Annotated in this window: 14 protein-coding genes; 4 read left to right on the top strand and 10 right to left on the bottom strand. The window is 71.2% G+C overall.

Annotation, left to right across the window (positions count from 1 at the left end; genetic code table 11):
- Nucleotides 1–156: 156 nt before the first annotated feature.
- On the bottom strand, nt 157–1,479 hold the full coding sequence (locus ACFYOY_RS46820; protein WP_351906155.1) for an LCP family protein: 1,323 nt from the start codon (nt 1,477–1,479) through the stop codon (nt 157–159).
- Nucleotides 1,480–1,586: 107 nt separating this feature from the next.
- On the opposite strand from ACFYOY_RS46820, the gene ACFYOY_RS46815 reads away from it, so the two are divergent.
- Nucleotides 1,587–2,159, top strand: coding sequence for an acyl-CoA thioesterase (locus ACFYOY_RS46815; RefSeq protein WP_351906152.1), 573 nt, complete (start codon nt 1,587–1,589; stop codon nt 2,157–2,159).
- 9 nt (nt 2,160–2,168) lie between these two features.
- On the opposite strand, the gene ACFYOY_RS46810 is transcribed toward ACFYOY_RS46815, so the two are convergent.
- Nucleotides 2,169–3,623 carry an LCP family protein gene (locus ACFYOY_RS46810; protein WP_388594102.1) on the bottom strand — a complete coding sequence of 485 codons (1,455 nt, stop codon included), beginning with the start codon at nt 3,621–3,623 and terminating at the stop codon, nt 2,169–2,171.
- Between the two features lie 217 nt (nt 3,624–3,840).
- Here ACFYOY_RS46810 and ACFYOY_RS46805 point away from each other — a divergent pair, with 217 nt between their 5' ends.
- A complete protein-coding gene (locus tag ACFYOY_RS46805) occupies nt 3,841–4,857 on the top strand; it encodes a glycosyltransferase family 2 protein (protein WP_093462338.1) in 1,017 nt (338 codons plus the stop codon).
- Nucleotides 4,858–4,920: 63 nt separating this feature from the next.
- Here ACFYOY_RS46805 and ACFYOY_RS46800 read toward each other — a convergent pair whose 3' ends face one another.
- From ACFYOY_RS46800 to ACFYOY_RS46785, 4 genes are all read right to left on the bottom strand, one after another.
- Nucleotides 4,921–6,576: an LCP family protein gene (locus ACFYOY_RS46800; protein ID WP_351906142.1), complete on the bottom strand. Its 1,656-nt coding sequence runs from the start codon at nt 6,574–6,576 to the stop codon at nt 4,921–4,923.
- Nucleotides 6,577–6,654: 78 nt separating this feature from the next.
- Nucleotides 6,655–8,337, bottom strand: coding sequence for an LCP family protein (locus ACFYOY_RS46795; RefSeq protein ID WP_351906139.1), 1,683 nt, complete (start codon nt 8,335–8,337; stop codon nt 6,655–6,657).
- Nucleotides 8,338–8,564: 227 nt separating this feature from the next.
- Nucleotides 8,565–9,683, bottom strand: coding sequence for an LCP family protein (locus ACFYOY_RS46790; RefSeq protein WP_351906136.1), 1,119 nt, complete (start codon nt 9,681–9,683; stop codon nt 8,565–8,567).
- 283 nt (nt 9,684–9,966) lie between these two features.
- On the bottom strand, nt 9,967–10,719 hold the full coding sequence (locus ACFYOY_RS46785) for a TIGR03089 family protein (RefSeq protein ID WP_351906133.1): 753 nt from the start codon (nt 10,717–10,719) through the stop codon (nt 9,967–9,969).
- Nucleotides 10,720–10,847: 128 nt separating this feature from the next.
- Here ACFYOY_RS46785 and ACFYOY_RS46780 point away from each other — a divergent pair, with 128 nt between their 5' ends.
- The gene (locus tag ACFYOY_RS46780; protein ID WP_388594097.1) at nt 10,848–12,413 is read left to right on the top strand and encodes an N-acetylmuramoyl-L-alanine amidase; all 1,566 of its coding nucleotides are present in this window, start codon (nt 10,848–10,850) and stop codon (nt 12,411–12,413) included.
- A gap of 72 nt (nt 12,414–12,485) precedes the next feature.
- Nucleotides 12,486–13,592 carry an NDP-sugar synthase gene (locus ACFYOY_RS46775; RefSeq protein WP_351906127.1) on the top strand — a complete coding sequence of 369 codons (1,107 nt, stop codon included), beginning with the start codon at nt 12,486–12,488 and terminating at the stop codon, nt 13,590–13,592.
- Between the two features lie 444 nt (nt 13,593–14,036).
- Here the strand turns inward: ACFYOY_RS46775 and ACFYOY_RS46770 are convergent, their stop codons facing one another.
- From ACFYOY_RS46770 to ACFYOY_RS46755, 4 genes are all read right to left on the bottom strand, one after another.
- Entirely contained in the window at nt 14,037–14,948 is a 912-nt protein-coding gene (locus ACFYOY_RS46770) for a DNA-3-methyladenine glycosylase 2 family protein (RefSeq protein ID WP_351906711.1), read from the bottom strand.
- 904 nt (nt 14,949–15,852) lie between these two features.
- Entirely contained in the window at nt 15,853–17,292 is a 1,440-nt protein-coding gene (locus tag ACFYOY_RS46765) for a coenzyme F420-0:L-glutamate ligase (RefSeq protein WP_351905547.1), read from the bottom strand.
- Nucleotides 17,289–18,260, bottom strand: coding sequence for a 2-phospho-L-lactate transferase (cofD, locus tag ACFYOY_RS46760; protein WP_351905550.1), 972 nt, complete (start codon nt 18,258–18,260; stop codon nt 17,289–17,291). The genes ACFYOY_RS46765 and cofD overlap by 4 nt, the downstream gene beginning before the upstream one ends.
- Nucleotides 18,261–18,309: 49 nt before the next feature.
- On the bottom strand, nt 18,310–18,843 hold the full coding sequence (locus ACFYOY_RS46755) for a cysteine dioxygenase family protein (protein ID WP_351905553.1): 534 nt from the start codon (nt 18,841–18,843) through the stop codon (nt 18,310–18,312).
- Between the last annotated feature and the right edge of the window lie 371 nt (nt 18,844–19,214).

Raw genomic sequence — 19,214 nt, 5'->3', positions numbered from 1 at the left:
AGCAGGTCGTGGAGTTCCCGGCCCATCGCTGAGGCCACCGGGGCGGGGGGGGGGGGCCCCCCCCCGGCCCCCCCCCCCCCCCCCCCCCCCCCCCCCCACCCCCCCCCGCCCCCCCCCCCCCCCCCCCCCCCCCCCCGCTCGTCTCTCCCGCTCGGATCAATTGCTGGAGACCGTGACCTTGTCGTCGTTCTTCAGCTCGCCCATGAGCTGCTTGACCTTGGCCATGTCCCACTGCACCGCGCTGCCCTTGGAAGTGGACAGGCCGGGGTTGGAGATCGGCATGTTCATCTGCTTGCCGTCACCGCCGGAGACGCTCTTCATCGCGAAGAACATGTCCTTCACGTCCCACAGGCTCATGTCCTTGTCGACGACCAGGTTGTCCAGGCCGGCGCCCATCGTCGGGTAGAGCTTGAAGGGGTTCATGATCGTGCTCGGCGAGGCCGCCTTGTTGGCCAGCGCGGAGAGGAACTTCTGCTGGTTCTTGGTGCGGTCCAGGTCGCCGCCCGCGAGGCCGTAGCGCTGCCGGACGAAGGCGAGCGCCTGCTGGCCGTTCAGTGTCTGCTTGCCCTTCTTCAGGTCATTGCCGGACTTCTTGTCCTTCATGTCCTGCGGGACGTCGATGTCGACGCCGCCGACCCCGTCCACGAGATTGGCGAAGCCGTCGAAGCCGATCTCCGCGTAGTGGTCGATCTTCAGGCCGGTGTTGTACTCGATGGTGCGGACGAGCAGCGAGGGGCCCTCGGAGGAGTACGACGCGTTCAGCTTGTTCTGGCCCGCCGGGATCCGCCGGCCGCTCTCCGAGCCGGTGAAGGCCGGGATGGTGACCCAGGAGTCACGCGGGAGGCTGACCATGGTGTTCCCGTTCTCACCGACATGGAGAAGGATCATGGAGTCGGTGCGGCGGCCCTCGGCCGAGCCGGTGTGCAGCTTCTTCTTGTCCTCGTCGGACATGCCCTCGCGGCTGTCCGAACCCACGATCAGGTAGTTGGTGCCCTTGCCGCCGTCCGGCCGGTCCTCGACCTTGCTGAGGTCGACCTCGTTGCGGAGCTTGGAGTCGGCCCAGATGTAGGTGCCGATACCGACGGCGAGCAGCAGGACGATCAGGGTGACCAGGCCGATGGTTATCCGGCGCTTCCAGTTCTTCGGCCTCACCGGACGCGGGCCGGGGCCGCCCGGACCGCCGGGGCCGTGGGGGTCGCCGCCGCCCGGTCCGCCGGGGCCGTGGCCGTAGACCTGCCCCGTGTTGTAGCCGTCGTCGTAGTCGTCATAGCCCTGGGACGCCTGCTGCCGCGGAATGGTGCCGTGGGGCGAGAGGTCGGGCGGCAGCGGCGGCTCGTTGTACGGCGGCGGACCGCCCGCACCGGGCGCCGAGCGCCTCACTTGCGGCATGGCGCGTGCCCCCTCCGGTTCGGGGCTTCCGCTACCACGTCCGTACCGGCCGCTGCGGTCGCCGGTCGATCCCTGGGGCCATTCGCTCATGCAAGGCAGTGTGCCTGGTCGGGTGGGTCGCCTTACAGGGCGGGTGCCGGATCGGGGCACGGCTGTTGCAGACCTGATAAGAATGCGGTCCGCATAAGGTGGACGGCATGACCAATCAGGCCCACGGTGCGGAACCGGAGCTTCCGGGAAAGCCCACCTCCGCCTCTCGTACCACGCTGTCACACATCATGACGGGCAGTGACACCAATCTCCTCGGGACCGTCCACGGCGGCGTGATCATGAAGTTGGTGGACGACGCGGCCGGAGCGGTCGCCGGACGCCATTCCGAGGGGCCCGCGGTCACCGCGTCGATGGACGAGATGGTCTTCCTCGAACCGGTCAGAGTCGGCGACCTCGTTCATGTGAAGGCCCAGGTCAACTGGACCGGTCGGTCCTCCATGGAGATCGGGGTGCGGGTGCTGGCCGAGCGGTGGAACGAGTCCACGCCCGCCACCCAGGTCGGCAGCGCCTATCTGGTCTTCGCCGCCGTCGACGCCGATGGCAAGCCCCGGCCGGTGCCCGCGGTCATCCCGGAGACCGAGCGGGACAAGCGGCGCTACCAGGAGGCCGAGATCCGCCGGACCCACCGGCTGGCCCGCCGTCGCGCGATCAAGGAACTCCGCGCCCGGCGCGTCGCCCCGCGCGCCGACGACGACACCGAGGACGCCGGCCGGCGGTGACCCCTCGGGTCAGAGGGAGCGAGTGGCGCCCTTGGGACAGACGACCTCGTCGCCGGTGATGGCCCCGAACCCGACTGTGTCGGTCCGCGGCTTCTCGACCCGGACCGGCCGCACACCCGTGTAGTCCGCGCCGATGGTGATCTGCATCACCGCGCCCTGTCCGGCCACCGGCTTCAGCCGGGCCCCGGGCAGCGCGGCGGCCAGCGAGCGCACCGAGCGGTCCCAGACGGGGTCGTACGCGATCACCGTGCGCCGGACGTCGGGGGTCGCGGCGTCGGCCGGTGAGCCGGTGGTGGCGAAGCCGGTGGCGTGCAGTGCGCGGTCCGCGCGGCGGGCGAGCCCCGCCGTATTGGTGCCGTTGAGCACATGGACCCGGACCCGGCCCGGGTCCACGTCGACCGGGGTGGCGCCGGGACGCTTCGGGCGGTGGGCGACCAGCGGCCGGTCCTCGCGGAGCGTGGCGAAGAGCCGCTCGGCCTTGGTCCGGTCCCAGCGGAGCGTGGAACCGGACCCCTTCACCGGGACGCCGGGCAGGATCACCGGGACCGAGGCGAACTCCGAGGACGCGGGGGTGACGCCGCTCATCGCCCGCCCCAGGGCGACCATGTCCGCCGCCCCGAAGCCGTGGTCGGCGCGGACCGAGCCCAGCAGGGCCCCGGCCACCCGGTTGAACCGCACCGGGTTGAGCAGGATGCCACCGGCCGTGGTCTGGTGGACCACGGCGGCCAGGAAGCGCTGCTGGCGCTGGATCCGGCCCAGGTCGGAGGTGCCGTCGACGTGCCGGGAGCGGACGTACTGCAGCGCCTGGCCGCCGTTCAGCACATGGGTGCCGGCCGCCAGGTCAAGGCCGGTGTGGTCGTCCTTGAGCGGCCGCGCGGTGCAGATCTTGACCCCGCCGAGCACATCGACCGTCTTCATGAAGCTGGTGAAGTCGACCTCGAGGTAGTGGTCGATGTGGATGCCGGTCAGATGCTCCACGGTGCGCACGGTCAGGCTCGGCCCGCCCTCGGCGTACGCGGCGTTGAGCTTCCGCGGATGGTGCGGATGGCGCTTGCCGGTGGTGTCGGTGTACGCGGGGATCTCGGCGTACGAGTCGCGGGGCAGGCTGACCGCGCTGACCCGGCGGTGGTCGGCCGACAGATGCATCAGCATGATCGTGTCGGTGCAGCGGCAGGGGGCTCCGCCCAGCCGGTACAGCGCCTTCTCCCGAGGCGTGATCTTCTCCCGTCCGTCCGTGCCGACCACGAGGAAGTTGACGCCCCCGCCGGTGTTCTTCGGCCGGTTGTCCAGGCCGCCGAAGGCATCCACCCGGTGGATCCCGGATTCGAGCTCACTGACCAGCAGATGCCCGATGCCGCTGACCGCCAGCACCAGAGCGGCGCCGCCCGTGGCGAGCCGCAGCCCCCAGCGGGGGCGGCGGGAGCGGGGGCGCGGCGGGCGCGGCGATCGGGCCGGTGCACTCACTCCGGGGACCTCCGTGAACGGGTGGGCTGGGTGGAACCGCCTCACCGTAGGCCCATACGACGATCGCTTTGACGGCCCCACGCCGCCCGTGTGGCGCGCTGCCACCCGGGCGGCGCGCTCCGGTGTCCACCATTCGCGGTAACGTGGGCGCGATATCGCAGTCCTTTGGGGCCCCACCCCCAGTCTTCTGGGCCCGGCCCCCGAATCCCGAGGTGCCATGCCCCCGCATCAGCTCCCGGCCGTCTCCGTGATCATGCCGGTGCTCAATGAGGAACGCCATCTGCGCAATGCCGTGCGGCACATCCTGGAGCAGGAGTACGACGGCGAGATGGAGGTGGTGATCGCGCTCGGCCCGTCCGCGGACCGTACCGACGAGATCGCCGCCGAACTGGTGGCGGAGGACCCCCGGGTGCATACGGTCCCCAACCCCACGGGCCGCACCCCCGCCGCCCTGAACGCGGCGATCAAGGCATCCCGCCATCCGGTGGTGGTGCGGGTCGACGGCCACGGCATGCTCTCGCCGAACTACATCGCGACCGCCGTCCGGCTCCTGGAGGAGACCGGTGCGCAGAACGTCGGCGGGATCATGCACGCCGAGGGCGAGAACGACTGGGAGAAGGCCGTCGCCGCCGCCATGACCTCCAAGATCGGCGTGGGCAACGCGGCCTTCCACACCGGCGGCGACGCGGCCCCCGCCGAGACCGTCTACCTGGGCGTCTTCCGGCGCGAGGCGCTGGAGCAACAGGGCGGCTACAACGAGGAGTTCATCCGCGCCCAGGACTGGGAGCTGAACTTCCGGATCCGTGAGGCCGGCGGGTTGATCTGGTTCTCGCCCGAGCTGAAGGTCTCCTACCGGCCGCGGCCGAGCGTGCGGGCCCTGGCCAAGCAGTACAAGGACTACGGGCGCTGGCGCCATGTCGTCGCCCGCTTCCACCAGGGCTCGATCAATCTGCGCTATCTCGCCCCGCCGACCGCCGTCGTCGCCATCGCGGCGGGCATCGTGGTGGGCGCGGCCGTCACCCCGTGGGCCTTCGTGATCCCCGGCGGCTATCTGGCCGCGATCGTCGCGGGCTCGATCCCGGCGGGCAAGGGGCTTCCGGTGGCCGCCCGGCTGCGGGTCCCGGTGGCGCTCGCGACCATGCACATGTCCTGGGGCTGGGGCTTTCTGACCAGCCCGCGGGCGCTCGCCAAGCGGGTCATCGCCAGCCGCCGCCCGGCGGTCATGGCCCCGTAGCCCTACGCGAAGGGGCCGGACCCGCACTGGGTCCGGCCCCTTCGTCGTGCCGTCACGGGGGCGTCAGAAGGTGTAGCCCGGGTTGACCTTCATACAGCCCTTCTGCTCGCCGTTGAGCGCGTCCGCGCTCTGGGGCGTCTTGTCGCCGTCGTCCGTCGTCGCCTTCGGATAGGCGGTGCCCTCGCGCCAGTCGTTGCCGACCACCACGGTGACGTCCTGCACCGATGTGGACGACTTCGCCGCGGACTTCGGCAGCTTCAGCGCCTTGGCCACGGCCAGGCCGTCGCCCTGCCGGTCCTCGCCCGGGTAGAGGACGGTGGTGTCGGCCTGCGAGATGAGGACCGTGTTCGCGGTGGCCTTGGCGTAGCCCAGCCGCACCAGCTCGGAGGTGATGACCGAGGCCCGGCCGGAGACCGGCCCCAGGACGGTGCTGGCGGTGCCGTTCTGCACCACCACCGGGATCTGCTCCTTGGGCGCGGTGGGCGCCGGCGTCGCGTCGGCCTTCTTCTTGTCCTTGCCGTCCAGCGCGATGTCGTTGCGCAGCAGCGAGAAGGTCTGCTCGGCGTCGCCCGGCTTGGGCAGCACATACTCCCCGCCGCCGCCGTACTCCCAGGGCATGGTGATCATCGTGGTGCGCTTGGTCGGCACCCGCTTGAGATCATTGCCCAGGTCGTACAGCTTCTTCACGGTGCCGAGACCGTGGTCGACGGTGAGCGCCTCGGTGGCGGCCTCCGCGAGGTCCATCAGCTTGCCCGGGTCGCTGAGCTTGGTGCCCGACTTGAGCTGGCGGATCATCGAGGTCATATACATGTGCTGGGCCTTGGCCCGGCCGATGTCGGTGTTGTCCTCGAATCCGTAGCGGGTGCGCAGCCACTGGAGGGCCTGGACGCCTTCGACGTTGTGGGTGCCCTTGGTCAGCTTCAGCCCGGAGCCATGGCCCTTGCTGTCATGGGAGTAGACGTTGTTGTCCACGCACACCGGGACGCCGCCGATGGCGTCCGCCATGGAGACCACCCCGGAGAAGTCGATCATCATGAAGTGATCGATGTAGACGCCGGTGAGCTCCTTCCAGGTGGCGACCGTGCAGCCCGGACCGCCGTGCTGGAGCGACTGGTTGATGGCCCCCTCGGTCTTCGGATACACCGTTCCGTCGTGTGGATCGGTGCACTGGGGGATGGTCACCCGGGTGTCGCGCGGGATGCTGACCACCGACATGTTGCTGCGGTCGGCCGAGACATGCACCAGCATCTGCACATCGCCCAGCGGCTTGCGGTCCGCGTCCTGCTTGGCCCCGCCCAGCTTGACGTTCTCCGCGGTGTTCCGGCCGTCGGAGCCTATGAGCAGGATGTTGAGGGGGGTCTGGCCGGCGGCGTTGGGCTCGGGTTTGCCGATCTTGCTGTCGCCGAGGTCCAGATCCTCCTTCCGCAGATTGCCGTTCAGATGTTCGTAGTAGAAGTATCCGGCGCCGGCCGCGCCGAGTACCAGCACGGCCAGCGTCAGGGCGCTCCAGCGCAGGATCCGCACCCCGCGACTCCGCTTCGGCCGCTCCTTGCCACGCCGCCCGTTGCCGCTCGGCCGCCCGTTACCGCTCGAGCGGCGCCCCGCGTCCGGTGACGCGGGGCGCTCCCCTTCCGACGGGCTGCCGTCCTCACCGTGCTCGCGGGGCTCGGGGACGGCGGCCCGCCGCCCTCTTTCCCCCCGCACACTGCTCTGCCCCATCGGGCCCTCCCCGCACTCTCTAGGTCGTCAGGCCCGAAGGACCCCGGTGGGCGCGATGGGTCCGCCGGCCGGCGACGGTCACTTGGCGCAGACGTTCTTGTCGTCGGCCTCGACCCTCTGAATGTCCTTCGGCGCCTTCGTCGGAGCGGAGATCGGTGTGCCGGCGCCCTTGAAGTCCGCGCCCAGCGTCAGGCTCATCTCCGCCTTCGGCTCGGCGTCCTTGGTGCCTTCCTTCATGGCGGAGGCGGGCAGCCCCATGCTGTCGGCCAGCCGACGCGCCTGGTCGGCCTGGTTGGGAGCGTACTCCAGCGTCGTCTTCTTCAACTCTGCCGGAGCGTTTCCGCCGTTGCTGGTGAGGAGCATCCCCTCGGTGTTCTGCATCCAGTCGACGGTCTCCTGGGCGGCGCCGAACTGCCCGCTGCCGTTGAGCACCTTGACCCGGACATCGGCGGGATCGGACTTCGGCCCCTTCAGCCGCGCCGCCTGCTTGTCCTTGGCCGCCCGCTCCTTCTTCTTGACCTCGGTCAGGGAGACGTCCTGGCGGACCATGGAGAACAGCGGCTCGGCCTTGGTCTTGTCGAGCAGCACGGTCGCACCGTCGGTGTTGTCGACGACCGGGACGGTCGCGAAGGTGACGTTCTTGAGGTCGACCTTGCTCAGGTTCTTCCCCAGGGAGGCCAGCTTGGAGACGGTGCCGATCCCGGTGTCCACGGTGAGCGCCTTGGTGGCGGTCTGGGCCAGGTCCCACATCTTGCCGGGGCTGGTGAGTGTCCCGCTGGACTTCATCTTGCGCATCAGTGAGCTCAGGAACTGCTGCTGGAGCTTGATCCGGTCCAAGTCGCCGCCGAAGCCGACGGCGTGCCGGGTTCGGACGAACGCCAGGGCCTGCTCGCCCTTGACCGTGTGCCGGCCCTTTTTCAGGTTCAGGTGCGACTTGGGGTCGTTGATGTCCTTGCCGAGGCAGATGTCCACCCCGCCGACCGCCGTGGACATCTCCTTGACCGCGTTGAAGTCGGCCATCATGAAGTGGCTGATGTTCAGGCCGGTGATCTTCTCCACCGTCTGCCAGGTGCAGTAGGGATTGCGGCCCTCCTGGCCCAGGCTGGTGTTGAACCGCACCTCCGTCTCGCCCGGGATCGTCCGCTTCCGGTCGTCCTCCTTCACGGTGCAGTCCGGGATGTCGGTGATCATGTCGCGCGGGAAGCTCAGCACCGTCGCGTTGGACCGGTCCTCGGAGACATGGAAGAGCAGCGTGGTGTCGGCGTGACCGACGCTCCCCGCGTCGCCGTACCCCTCGTTCCCCTTGCCGTCGCGCCGGTCGGTGCCGATCAGCAGGATGTTCATCGGGCCGTCGGAGACCGCGGCGTTGTTCTCGCCGACGTCGATCTTGCTGATGTTGTTGTTGAGGTGCTGATAGACGAAGTACGCCGCGGCCGAACCGCCCACCAGCAGGAAGGCCAGGGTGCCACTGCCCCAGTACAGCGCCTTCTTGGCCTTCGACTTCTTCGGCTTCGGCTTGCGACGGCTGACGGGGCCGGTCTCCTTCTCCGACTCCCGTTTGGCCGCGCGTCGGCGCCCCCTCGGCTCGGAGTCGGTGGCGCCGTCACCGCGCGACGATCTGGAGACCCGTCGCAGCTCGGTGGTGTCCTCCGATGTCTCGGCGGGGTTCAGCCGCAGCTCGTAATTGCCCGTATTCGGGTCGAACACCCACTGATCGGCTGGGTCGAAGTCACCCGCCCCGCCAGGGCCTTGCGCGTCCACGGTCGTCTGTGTCCTCCGTCGGTGCCACGCGGCGCCTCCCCCTCAAGGCGCTCCATCTGTCTTCGTGCAGTGCGCGGCCACCTCGTAGAGCGCACCGGATCGCTCACACTATCCGCCCGGATCAGCGTCAAGCGACGCCGGTGACAAATTCCACTTCCCTACAACTGGGCAATCTGCCCAATCCTTATCTCATCCTTCACGATTCATGGTCCGCCCTTAAGGTGCTTTTACTCGCAGATGCCTCGTGCGGCCGTCGTCCCCTGATACGAACTGAGGTTGCCGGCCTTCTGGTCGCCGCCCGTCGAGGCCGTGACGGTGTGGGCCACCGGCACCGGCCGATCCAGCCGCAACTGCCGGAACAAGCGGTCGGCGTCGGGCTGGACGAGCTCATCCCGGTTCTTGTTGTACGTGTAGGGCTGCCGCGGAATCGTGAGGAACCGGATCTTCTCCCGCGGGATGTCCCGCACTCCGCGCACCAGCGCGTACAGATCCTTGAGCGAATCCAGCCCCGGATCCGTGGTCAGCGAGGACGTCGCCGCGTTGAGCACCGGATACAGCTTCGCCGGATTGAGCAGCACACCATTGCTCTGCACTTTCTTCACAAGCGAGCCCATGAACTCCTGTTGTCTGCCGATGCGCTCCGTGTCGCTGCCGTCGCCGATGCTGTACCGGGCGCGCACGTATCCCAGCGCCTGCTCCCCGTGCAGCACCTGACGGCCCGCGGGCAGCTTCAGATGCGCGTCATCATCGTCCACGGGCTCCTTCAGGCACATCTCCACCCCGCCGACCGCGTTCACCAGCCGCTTGAAGCCGCTGAAGTCCACGATCAGATGGTGGTCGACGCGGATCCCGGTCAGCTTCTCGACGGTGCGGATCGAACAGGCCGCGCCACCGGCCTCGAACGCCGAGTTGAACTGGGCCAACCGGGCCTGGGTCCGCTTCCCGTCCGGCTGGTCGCAGGCCGGGATGTCCACCATCAGGTCGCGGGGGATGGAGACGGCGGTCGCGCTCTTTCCGCCGGCCTGCAGATGCAGCAGGATCGTGGTGTCCGAGCGCTGGGTGCCGGTGTCCTTGCCGTACTTGCCGTTGCCCTTGCCGCCCCGGTTGTCGGAGCCGATCAGCAGGATGTTCTGCGCGTCCCGCACCACCGACACCGGCCGCTCGGCCTCGTACTTCCTCAGCTCGTCCGCGGTCCGGGTATCGGTGCGGATATTGCCGTCGAGGCGCTCGTAGAACCACCACCCCGCCCCGGCGACCGACAGCACCAGCATGGCCACGCCCAGCGCGAGAACACGCGGCCAGCGGCGCCTGCGTCTCGGCGCAGGCTCAGAGCTGTCGGTCGTCACGTCCGCGTCCTCCCACCCGTCTTCCGCCCGCGGGCGGAGCGGCATCGCATGCCGGGATACCGATTAACGGAACAGACATGCGAAGCCCGTACATGGTTGTACGTATCCATAGATCATCGCGCGGGGTGGGCGGCACGGCCCGTGGACTCGGCCCGCGGTCCGCCGGACGGGTCAGGGGTGGGAGGGGTGTGGGGTCCGGGCTCTGGAGGTGGGGTGCTTGCGGGGGACTCGGGGCGGTCTCGGGGTGGGGCGGTCGGCCCCAGGCGGTGGGGGCGCTGTGGCCTCAGGGCATGGTGGCGGTGACGCGCTCGCTCTCCTTGCGCCCGGCCAGCCCCTTCTCGTCCAGCCGGTCCAGATGACGGCAGAGCACCACCGAACCGCCGGTGGCCAGCGGTGCGTACAGCCCGTACGACAGTCCCTCCCAGCTGTCGTACGGAAGCCCCGAGAGGATCCGCGAACCGGGCCCGAGCCCCTGCGCGGCGGCGTCGGCGTGCGCTCGCTCCACCACCTCCGCGCTCGTCAGCTCCACACCGCCGACGGTCAGCGCGGGCGCCTCCGGGTCCACCGGGGAGTACGGGGCGAAGCGGTCGCCCTGGCTGGGCACCTCCACGGCGTAGTCCGCGAACCCCTCCGGCAGCTGGGGGAACCGGCCGCCCAGTGGCTGCAGCGACAGCGCCACCCGCTCACCGGAGCACTCCCGTGCCTCCTTGAGGGTGTCCGGGCCGCTGACGACGAGATCGGCGGAGGCCGGGTCGCCCCCGATGTCCACGAGGACCCCGACCGAGGAACAGGCCACCAGCCACACGGCGGTCTGCCAGTGGGCGGGCAGGAGCAGTGCGCATCGGTCGCCCGGCGCGGCGGCCAGATCGTCCTGGAGCAGATTGGCGGTCTTCGCCACCCAATTGGCGAAGGTGGCCACGGAGAGTTCGACACGTTCGCCCGTGGCATCGTCGTAGAAGGTCACGAGCGGGCGGGGCGGGTCCGCGGCGAGCGCGGATCCCAGCAGGTCGGCGGGGGTGCGATCGGTGGCGTTCACGCGCGCAAGACTACGCGCCGAAGATGCGGCGCGGACGGGGTCGGTGGGGCTTGGCCCACCGGACGGTCCGCGACGTGTCCGCTCTTCCGAATGGACAGGTTTGTCCCCTTATGTAGACGATTTCAATCATGCGTGCATACCTGGCATCCTCGATCGGCGTCGCGTGCACCGCCGCCCTCGCCCTGCCCCTCGCCGTCTACCCCGGCCCCGCCCACGCCCGGGCCGAGCGGACCGCCGCCTCCGGCTCCACGCAATCGCTGCCGCTTCTTCCCCTCGCTGCGGACGGACTCGACCGGAGCGCGGCCGCACCCGGCGGTGACGCTCCGGCCCCGGTCGACCGGGGGGTCGCCGCGCCGCACGTACGGCCGTTCTCGCTCGTCGGCGTCGTCTGGGACCAGCCCTCCGCCGAGCTCCGCGGCCGGGTACAGGTCCGCACCCGCGCGGTCGGCGGCGAGTGGTCTCCATGGCGCGAGCTGCTGCCGTACGGGGACGAGGCCCCCGACCCCGACTCGCCCGAACTCCGCGGCGTACGGGCCCACGGCGGCACCGCGCCGCTGTGGGTCGGCGACTCGGACGGCGTCCAGGCGCGGGTCCGGCCCGTAGGGGCGGCGGCGGGGGACGGGGGCGCCGGTGTGGGCGCGGGCGCGACTGCGGATGCGGGCGGGGACGTCGTCGCGGATGCGGGCGCCGGTACCCGGGCGGCGGCTCTGCCGTCCGGGCTGCGGCTGGAGCTGATCGACCCCGGCGAGGCCCCGGCGCCGCCGCCCCCGGACCGGGCCGTACTGCGCGCCCTTCCGGCGCATCCGGTGCCGACGGCGGGGGATGCCGCGAAGACGGGTGCCGTATCGGCGCCGGGGGGTGCCGCGCCGGGCACGAGGCCCTCGGCGGAGTCGTCCGCGAAGCCGTCCTGGGGGCCCTCCGGGCCCACGAGGTGGTCCGCGAAGCCGTCGTCCCCCAGGCCCTCCAGGTCATCCGCCAAGCCACTGCCGCACCCCCCCACCCGCTCCACGCACGCCGCCCCCTCCACTCACCCCACGCCGCCGCCCAGCGCACTCGCCGAGGAGGCGACCAAGGCGAACGCCGCCCGCTACAGCGCACCGCGGCCCAGCATCGTCACCCGCGCGGGCTGGGGCGCCGACGAGAAGATCCGTGAAACGGGCCACGTCTACAGCAAGACCGTGAAAGTCGCCTTCATCCATCACACCGTGACGGGCAATAAGTACAGCTGCTCCCAGGCACCCTCCGTTTTGCGCAGTATCTACCGCTACCACGTGAAGAGCCTGGGATGGCGCGATTACGGCTACAACTTCACCATCGACAAGTGCGGAAAAATCTACGAAGGCCGCTCCGGGGGTGTGACCAAAGCCGTGCGGGGGGCGCACACTCTGGGCTTCAACACCAACAGCATGGGCGTCGCTGTCCTCGGTACTTTCTCCGCCAAGAAGCCCTCGGCCAAGGCCGTGAAGGCCATCGCCAAGCTCACCGCGTGGAAACTGGGTCTCTTCAAGCGAAATCCGCGTGGCACCACGCATCTGGTGTCCGGCGGCGGCAACAAGTACAAAAAGGGCGCCAGCGTAAAGCTCCATGTGATCGCAGGTCACCGCGACGGCTTCGCCACCGAGTGCCCTGGCAAGGACCTCTACAAGAAGCTCGGTTCGGTGCGGAAGACAGCCGCCCGGCTCCAGGGGCGCTGATCAGGCGCGGTCCGGGGATCTGCATACACTGGCCGCCGACCGGCGAGCCCCAGCAGGAAGCAGAGACGTTACGTGACCATTGCGCCAGCAACGCCATCGCCAGAGGCGATCCTCCTGGTCGGCGGCAAGGGAACCCGGTTGCGCCCGATGACGGTGCACACCCCCAAGCCGATGGTCCCGGCGGCCGGCGTTCCGTTTCTGACCCACCAACTCGCCCGCGCCCGCGCCGCCGGGGTCGAGCACATCGTGCTCGCCACCTCCTATCTGGCGGAGGTCTTCGAGCCGTACTTCGGTGACGGCTCCGCGCTCGGTCTGCACCTGGAGTACGTCACGGAGGAGGAACCCCTCGGCACCGGCGGCGCCATCCGCAACGTCGCCTCCCGGCTGCGCTCGGGCCCCGACGACCCGGTGCTGATCTTCAACGGCGACATCCTCACCGGCCTCGACATCCGCGCCCTCGTCGACAACCACCGCACGACGGGCGCCGATGTCTCCCTGCACCTCACCCGGGTCCCCGACCCTCGCGCGTACGGGCTGGTGCCCACCGACGAACAGGGCAGGGTCACCGCCTTCCTGGAGAAGCCGCAGACCCCCGAGGAGATCGTCACCGACCAGATCAACGCGGGCGCGTACGTCTTCAACCGCGCGGTCATCGACACCATCCCCGCCGACCGCCCCGTCTCGGTCGAACGCGAGACCTTCCCCGGCCTGCTGGCCGCGGGCGCGCATCTGCAGGGCATGGTCGACTCCACGTACTGGCTCGACCTCGGCACCCCCCAGGCATTCGTCCGCGGCTCCGCGGACCTGGTGCTGGGCCGGGCCCCCTCCCCGGCCGTCCCGGGGCGCTGCGGTGACCGCCTCGTCCTGGACAGCGCCTCGGTCGCGGGCGACGCCAAGCTGACCGGCGGCACGGTCATCGGCCCACAGGCCCGGGTGGGGGCGGGCGCGCGCATCGACGGCAGCACGGTGCTGGAGGGCGCCGTCGTGGAGGAGGGTGCCCAGGTGCGCGACTCGCTCGTCGGCGCGGGGGCGCGCATCGGCGCCCGTACGGTGCTGCAGGGCGCGGTGGTCGGGGACGGTGCGCTGGTCGGTCCGGACAACGAACTGCGGGACGGCGTACGGGTGTGGTGCGGCGCGGACATCCCGGCGGGGGCGGTCCGCTTCTCGTCCGACCAGTGACGGGTGCGCCTCGGGGTTGCCCTTGAGGCGGGGGCGCCCTTGGGTGCGCGGTGGGTGCCGGGTGCGGGGCCTCCGGGGCGGGGCCCTGGACCGTATATTTACGGCGCCATTGACCGGGGACGTGGAGTGGGCCGGAGATCGGCGCCACAAATACACGTAAGCGTCCAGGACCCCACCCCTGCGACCCCGCCCCCTCCCGTCTCGCCGGCGACCGCGCTCCGGTGGCACAGGCCGCTTGGTCCGTCCCGCGTCCAGCCCGGGGGCCGGGTGTTTGGGTGGGGGTGGGAGCGACTCTGCCTCCTCCCGCCGTATCGCGGCTACCCGCTGGTGGCACAGGACGTCTGCCCGTCCGGGTTCAGCCCGGGGTCGCTGGATGGACGAGGGACGCGCCCCTCCGGTGCGTGACAGGCGGACTGGGGGCGCGGTGGCGACTGGGCCCGGGGGCTACATCGTCCGGAAGTCCCTGACCGCGAAGCGGGGGGCGCGGCGGGGTGGGGTGCGGCCGGACAGGAGGATCAGCCGGGTCGCGCGGTAGCGCTGGCCTGCGTAGGGGGCCAGGAGTTCGAGCATCGCCTCGTCGTCCGCACCCCGCTCTCCGGTGAGCGCGTAGCCGACGATCTGCGGCAGATGCAGATCCCCGACCGTGATCGCGTCCGGGGTGCCATTGCTGCGCTGCAGGGTCTCCGCCGCTGTCCAGGGCCCGATGCCCGGGATCAGTTGCAGCCGGGCGGAGGCGGTGGCGAGGTCCATGGACGTGGCCTCCTCCAGCCGTCGGGCGACCCGGACGGCCCGCAGGATCGTCGAGGATCGCTTGGTGTCCACGCCCGCGCGATGCCACTCCCATGACGGGATCAGCGCCCAGGTGCGCGGATCGGGCATGACCCGCATCCGCATCCCCTCGGCCGGACCGGGCGCGGGCTCGCCATGGCGCTGGAGCAGCAGCCGCCAGGCGCGGTACGCCTCGACGCCGGTGACCTTCTGCTCCAGGATCGAGGGAATCAGGGATTCCAGAACCAGCCCGGTGCGGATGAGCCGGAGACCGGGGTGGCGGCGGTGCGCCTCGTGGACGAGCCGATGGTGGGGCACGAACGCGGACGGGTCGTCGTCCGCCCCGAGGAGGGCGGGCAGGCCGTCCAGTAGCCACTCCGCACCCGGACCCCAGGCCCGGCCCTCGACCTCCGCACCCTTGCGCGCGATCCGTATGGTCCCGGGTCCGGCCGGCGTCCGGCTCGCCCGCCAGAAGGCGCCGTCCGCGCCGACCTGAAACGCGGGATCCCCTGGGCCGCGCTGCAGCACGCCGAGGTTACGCGCGAGGTCGCAGGGCCCTGAAGGGCTCCAGGTACGTCTCACACACACCCCGCCACCCTACGACCCACCGCGTGCGTCGATGGGCGGTACCCGCCCCTGGGCCGGACGCGGGCCGGGCAGGCGGCCTGTGCCACCGGGCGTGGTCGTCGATGCGACGGAAGGGGGCGGGGTGGCTCCCACTCCGGCCAGCGCCCCCGGGTGTCCGGAGCCGGACAGGCGCTCGGTACCACCGGCGGGTGGCCGCGGGCTGACGGCAAGGGGTGGGGGTCGCTCCCACCCCCAGGCAATGCCCGGTCCCCGGGCTGGACGCGGGACGGACAGGCGCCCTGTGCCGCCGACGGGTAGCCGCGGGACGGCGGGAGGGGGCGGGGTCGCTCCCACCCCCACCCAAACACCCGGCCCCCGGGCTGAACCCGGACGGGCAGACGTCCTGTGCCACCAGCGGGTAGCCGCGATACGGCGGGAGGAGGCAGAGTCGCTCCCACCCCCACCCAAACACCCGGCCCCCGGGCTGGACGCGGGACGGACCAAGCGGCCTGTGCCACCGGAGCGCGGTCGCCGGCGAGACGGGAGGGGGCGGGGTCGCAGGGGTGGGGTCCTGGACGCTTACGTGTATTTGTGGCGCCGATCTCCGGCCCACTCCACGTCCCCGGTCAATGGCGCCGTAAATATACGGTCCAGGGCCCCGCCCCGGAGGCCCCGCACCCGGCACCCACCACACACCCCACCGCGCACCCAAGGGCGCCCCCGCCCCAAGGGCAACCCCGAGGCGCACCCCAGTAAACGCTCCCGCACCCGTGCCCCTACCCCGCACAACGCGCGCCCCCCTGCCCCCGCGCACACGACCCCACCGCACAACCGGCCCGCACAACCGCTCCGCTCAGCTCACCCGCACAACCCCCGCCCCGACCCCCCGACCTGCCCCTCCGCCCCGACCCCCAGGCCCGACCCCCTACCGCACCACCACAAACCCCTCGACCCCCCGCTCCGGCCGTGCCGTCGGCCGAACTGCCGCCTGGCCCACCGCGACCGTGCCCATCGGGTCCCAGTCGTCCGGCAGACCCAGTACCTCACGCACCACCGGGCGGCAGAACATCGTGGACGACACCCACGCCGAGCCCAGCCCCTCACCCGCCAGCGCGACCAGCAGGTTCTGCACCCCGGCGCCCGCCGCGACCACGAACATCTCGCGCTCGGCCGTGTTCCGCCGTGGGTCGGGGTAGGTGTGGGCGCCGTCCGCGACCAGGCACGGGACGACCAGGTACGGCGCCTTGCGCAGCACATCACCGCGCCGCACCCGCTTGGCGATGCTCTCCTCCGAGAAGCCGTCCCCCCGCAGGTCGGCGATCCAGGCATCCCGCATCGCGTCCAGCAGCCGCGTCCGCGACTCCTCCGACTCCAGCAGGACGAAGCGCCACGGCGTCGTATGATGCGGCGCCGGTGCCGTGACGGCAGCGGCGACCGCGCGCCGCACCGCCGTGCCGTCCACCGGCTCGTCGGTGAACTCCCGAACCGTACGGCGCAGCGTCACGGCCTCCCGTACGGCCTCGGAGGTGCCCAGCCGGAACATGTCGTCCGCGGCACCGCGCACCAACGCCCGCGCACCTTCATCGACCTCTTGCCCGCCAGACCCGCCAAGCCCGCCAGACCCGCCAGAGCCGCTCGCCCCGTCGGACCCGTCGTCCAGCCCCTCGAACGCCACCACCTGCGGAAGCCCCCGCAGCACCGCCACCGGCAACCCCTCGGCCTTGCCCTTGACCAGGTCACCCGCCGCGGCCAGCTCATCGGCGGTGGCGACGATGGTCGCGCTCAGCGCGTTTCCGTACGCGTCGACGCCGCCGCGCAGATCGTCCAGGACCCGCACCCCCGCGGCCCCGATGGCGACGTCGGTGACCCCGGTCCGCCACGGCCGCCCGAAGGTGTCGGTGACGATGACGCCGACCTCCACGCCGAGCACTTCCCGCAGCCCGGCCCGGATCGCCCGCGCCGAGGCGTCGGGGTCCTCGGGGAGCAACAGGACGGTGCCGGACGGGGTGTTGGAGGCATCGACCCCGGCGGCGGCCATGACCAGGCCGTGGCGGGTCTCGACGATCCGGGTGCGGCCGCGTCGCGCCACGACCCGCACCGTCTCGGCGTCTATGGCCGTCTCACGGTCGGTCGCCTCGACGACGCGCCCCTCCGCCTTGCTGACGATCTTGGAGGTGACCAACAGCACATCGCCGTGCGCGAGCCCCGGCAGATCGCCGGAGGTCGCGGCGTCGGCGATGAGCTTGGCGAGGTCGTCACCGGGCCGAACCTCCGGCATACCGGGCAGGGCCCACACCTGATACGACGGCAGCTCCTGTGTCGCGTCCCCCGACACGCCACCAGCCCCGTCCCGCCACGCGCTCATCCGCGCACCTCTTCCGCCAGCACCAGCGCCTCGGCCGCCATCGCCGCCGTGGCCTTGAGATCCGTCATCATCAGCGGGATCGCCCGGCAGCGGATCCCGGCGGCCTCGACCTCGTCGACCGCGCCCGCGTCCACGGTGTCGACGAGCCAGCCGTCCAGCAGCCCGGAGCCGTAGTGCTTGGCGACGGCGGCGGCGGTGGACTCGACGCCGACGGCGGCGAGCACCTTGTCGGCCATGCCGCGCACGGGCGCGTCGCCCACGATGGGGGACAGGCCCACGACCGGGATCCCGGCGTCGGCGATGGCCTCGCGCACGCCGGGCACGGCGAGGATCGTGCCGACGCTGACGACCGGGTTGGACGGCGGGAAGAGGACGACGTCGGCGTCGGCGATGGCTTCCAGGACGCCAGGCGCGGGCTTGGCCTGGTCGGCGCCGACGGGAACGACGGCGTGGGCGGGCACGGAGGCGCGCAGCCGCACCCAGTACTCCTGGAAGTGGACAGCCTTACGGCCCTCGCCGTCCGGGGCGTCCGGGTCGTCGATCAGGACATGGGTCTCGACGCGGTCGTCCGTCATGGGCAGCAGCCGCACTCCTGGCTGCCACCGGGCGCACAGCGCCTCGGTGACGGCGCTCAGCGGATAGCCGGCGCCGATCATCTGCGTACGGACTATGTGCGTGGCGAAGTCGCGGTCGCCGAGGCCGAACCACTCGGGCCCCACCCCGTACGCCGCCAGCTCCTCCTTGACGGTGAAGGTCTCGTCGGCCCGGCCCCACCCCTGCTCCTCGTGGATGCCACCGCCGAGGGTGTACATCACGGTGTCGAGGTCGGGACAGACCTTGAGGCCGAAGAGGTGGATGTCGTCGCCGGTGTTCCCGATGACGGTGATGTCGGCGTCCGGAGCCGCCGACATCAGACCGCGAAGGAAACGGGCGCCGCCGATACCGCCTGCCAGAACCACAATGCGCATGGGAGACAGTCTGGCAGCAGCCCCGGACATCGCGGGCGTTCGGGGCGGCTCAGCGGCCCGGGACGCCCAGCGTGCCGGGGGCAGTGATGGGGGCAGTGGGGGCGGACAACTCGGCGCTCTGGGTGGGGTGCAACGGCATCTCGGTCAGCCCGGGGAAGTAGATGTGCAGGCTGACGGCCGGTTCGAGGGCGTCGTTGAGGACGTCGTGCACATAACCGGGCGCGAAGACGCGCTGTGCGCCGGCGCGCAGCGTATGCCGCACGCCGCGCGTTCCCACCCGTTCGGTGAGCTCGCCCTGGAGAACGGTCAGCACCCCGGAGGAGCGGCCGTGGTCATGGGCTCCGCTGCCCTGTCCGGGCACCCAGCTGAGCAGCCACACCTCATAGCCGGGACCGGTGCGCAGCCGGTGGTACCAGCGGCTGGTGGCGTCGTACTGGACGAGGGACGCCCAGCCGTCACGGTCGGCCGCGATGGTGCGGGCCAGGCCCGCGAAGGCGGAGACGGTGGAGGGGTGCGCGGGTACGGGCGGCAGCAGATGCGGGATGGCGAGCGGGTCACCGGCGATCTGGACGTCGCTGTTCATGGCGGGGGTTCCTCGGCGGGAAGGGCGCGGAGAGGTGCGCCGTAGGGACGCGGTAAGGGCGCGAAGTGCGGTGCGCACGTGGTCTCAGGACGAGACGCCGTAGGCGAAGCGAGAGAAACGCGGAGAAAGCTGGAGCTCAGGGGGCATCAACAGCTCGAACAGCGACAGCGAGCCTGCACAGCGCAGCGGAACCCGTGGTCACGGGTCGGCAGGGGCGCGTGGGTCACTGACATGCGACCAAGGAGACCCGGATCGTCGCGCCGCTGTCAACTTGATCTCACGTTTCAGCTCAAGGTTCACCTCATCCGGTCGCTCTGGAGGCAGAAAGGTTTGTGCGCGCGTTGTACCGGTGAGACGGCGCACCAACGCGC

Origin of the sequence: Streptomyces sp. NPDC007875 (assembly GCF_042868035.1) — a bacterium.
GTDB classification, from domain to species: domain Bacteria; phylum Actinomycetota; class Actinomycetes; order Streptomycetales; family Streptomycetaceae; genus Streptomyces; species Streptomyces antimycoticus.
Note: the sequence above shows the minus strand (reverse complement) of the source record. Positions and strands in the feature narration are given on the sequence as shown.

What these genes read in the sequence shown, in the direction of transcription:
- ACFYOY_RS46820 (WP_351906155.1), bottom strand. Translation starts at nt 1,479, where the DNA reads ATGAGCGAATGGCCCCAGGGATCGACCGGCGACCGCAGCGGCCGGTAC.
- ACFYOY_RS46815 (WP_351906152.1), top strand. Translation starts at nt 1,587, where the DNA reads ATGACCAATCAGGCCCACGGTGCGGAACCGGAGCTTCCGGGAAAGCCC.
- ACFYOY_RS46805 (WP_093462338.1), top strand. Translation starts at nt 3,841, where the DNA reads ATGCCCCCGCATCAGCTCCCGGCCGTCTCCGTGATCATGCCGGTGCTC.
- ACFYOY_RS46800 (WP_351906142.1), bottom strand. Translation starts at nt 6,576, where the DNA reads ATGGGGCAGAGCAGTGTGCGGGGGGAAAGAGGGCGGCGGGCCGCCGTC.
- ACFYOY_RS46780 (WP_388594097.1), top strand. Translation starts at nt 10,848, where the DNA reads ATGCGTGCATACCTGGCATCCTCGATCGGCGTCGCGTGCACCGCCGCC.
- ACFYOY_RS46765 (WP_351905547.1), bottom strand. Translation starts at nt 17,292, where the DNA reads ATGAGCGCGTGGCGGGACGGGGCTGGTGGCGTGTCGGGGGACGCGACA.
- cofD (WP_351905550.1), bottom strand. Translation starts at nt 18,260, where the DNA reads ATGCGCATTGTGGTTCTGGCAGGCGGTATCGGCGGCGCCCGTTTCCTT.
- ACFYOY_RS46755 (WP_351905553.1), bottom strand. Translation starts at nt 18,843, where the DNA reads ATGAACAGCGACGTCCAGATCGCCGGTGACCCGCTCGCCATCCCGCAT.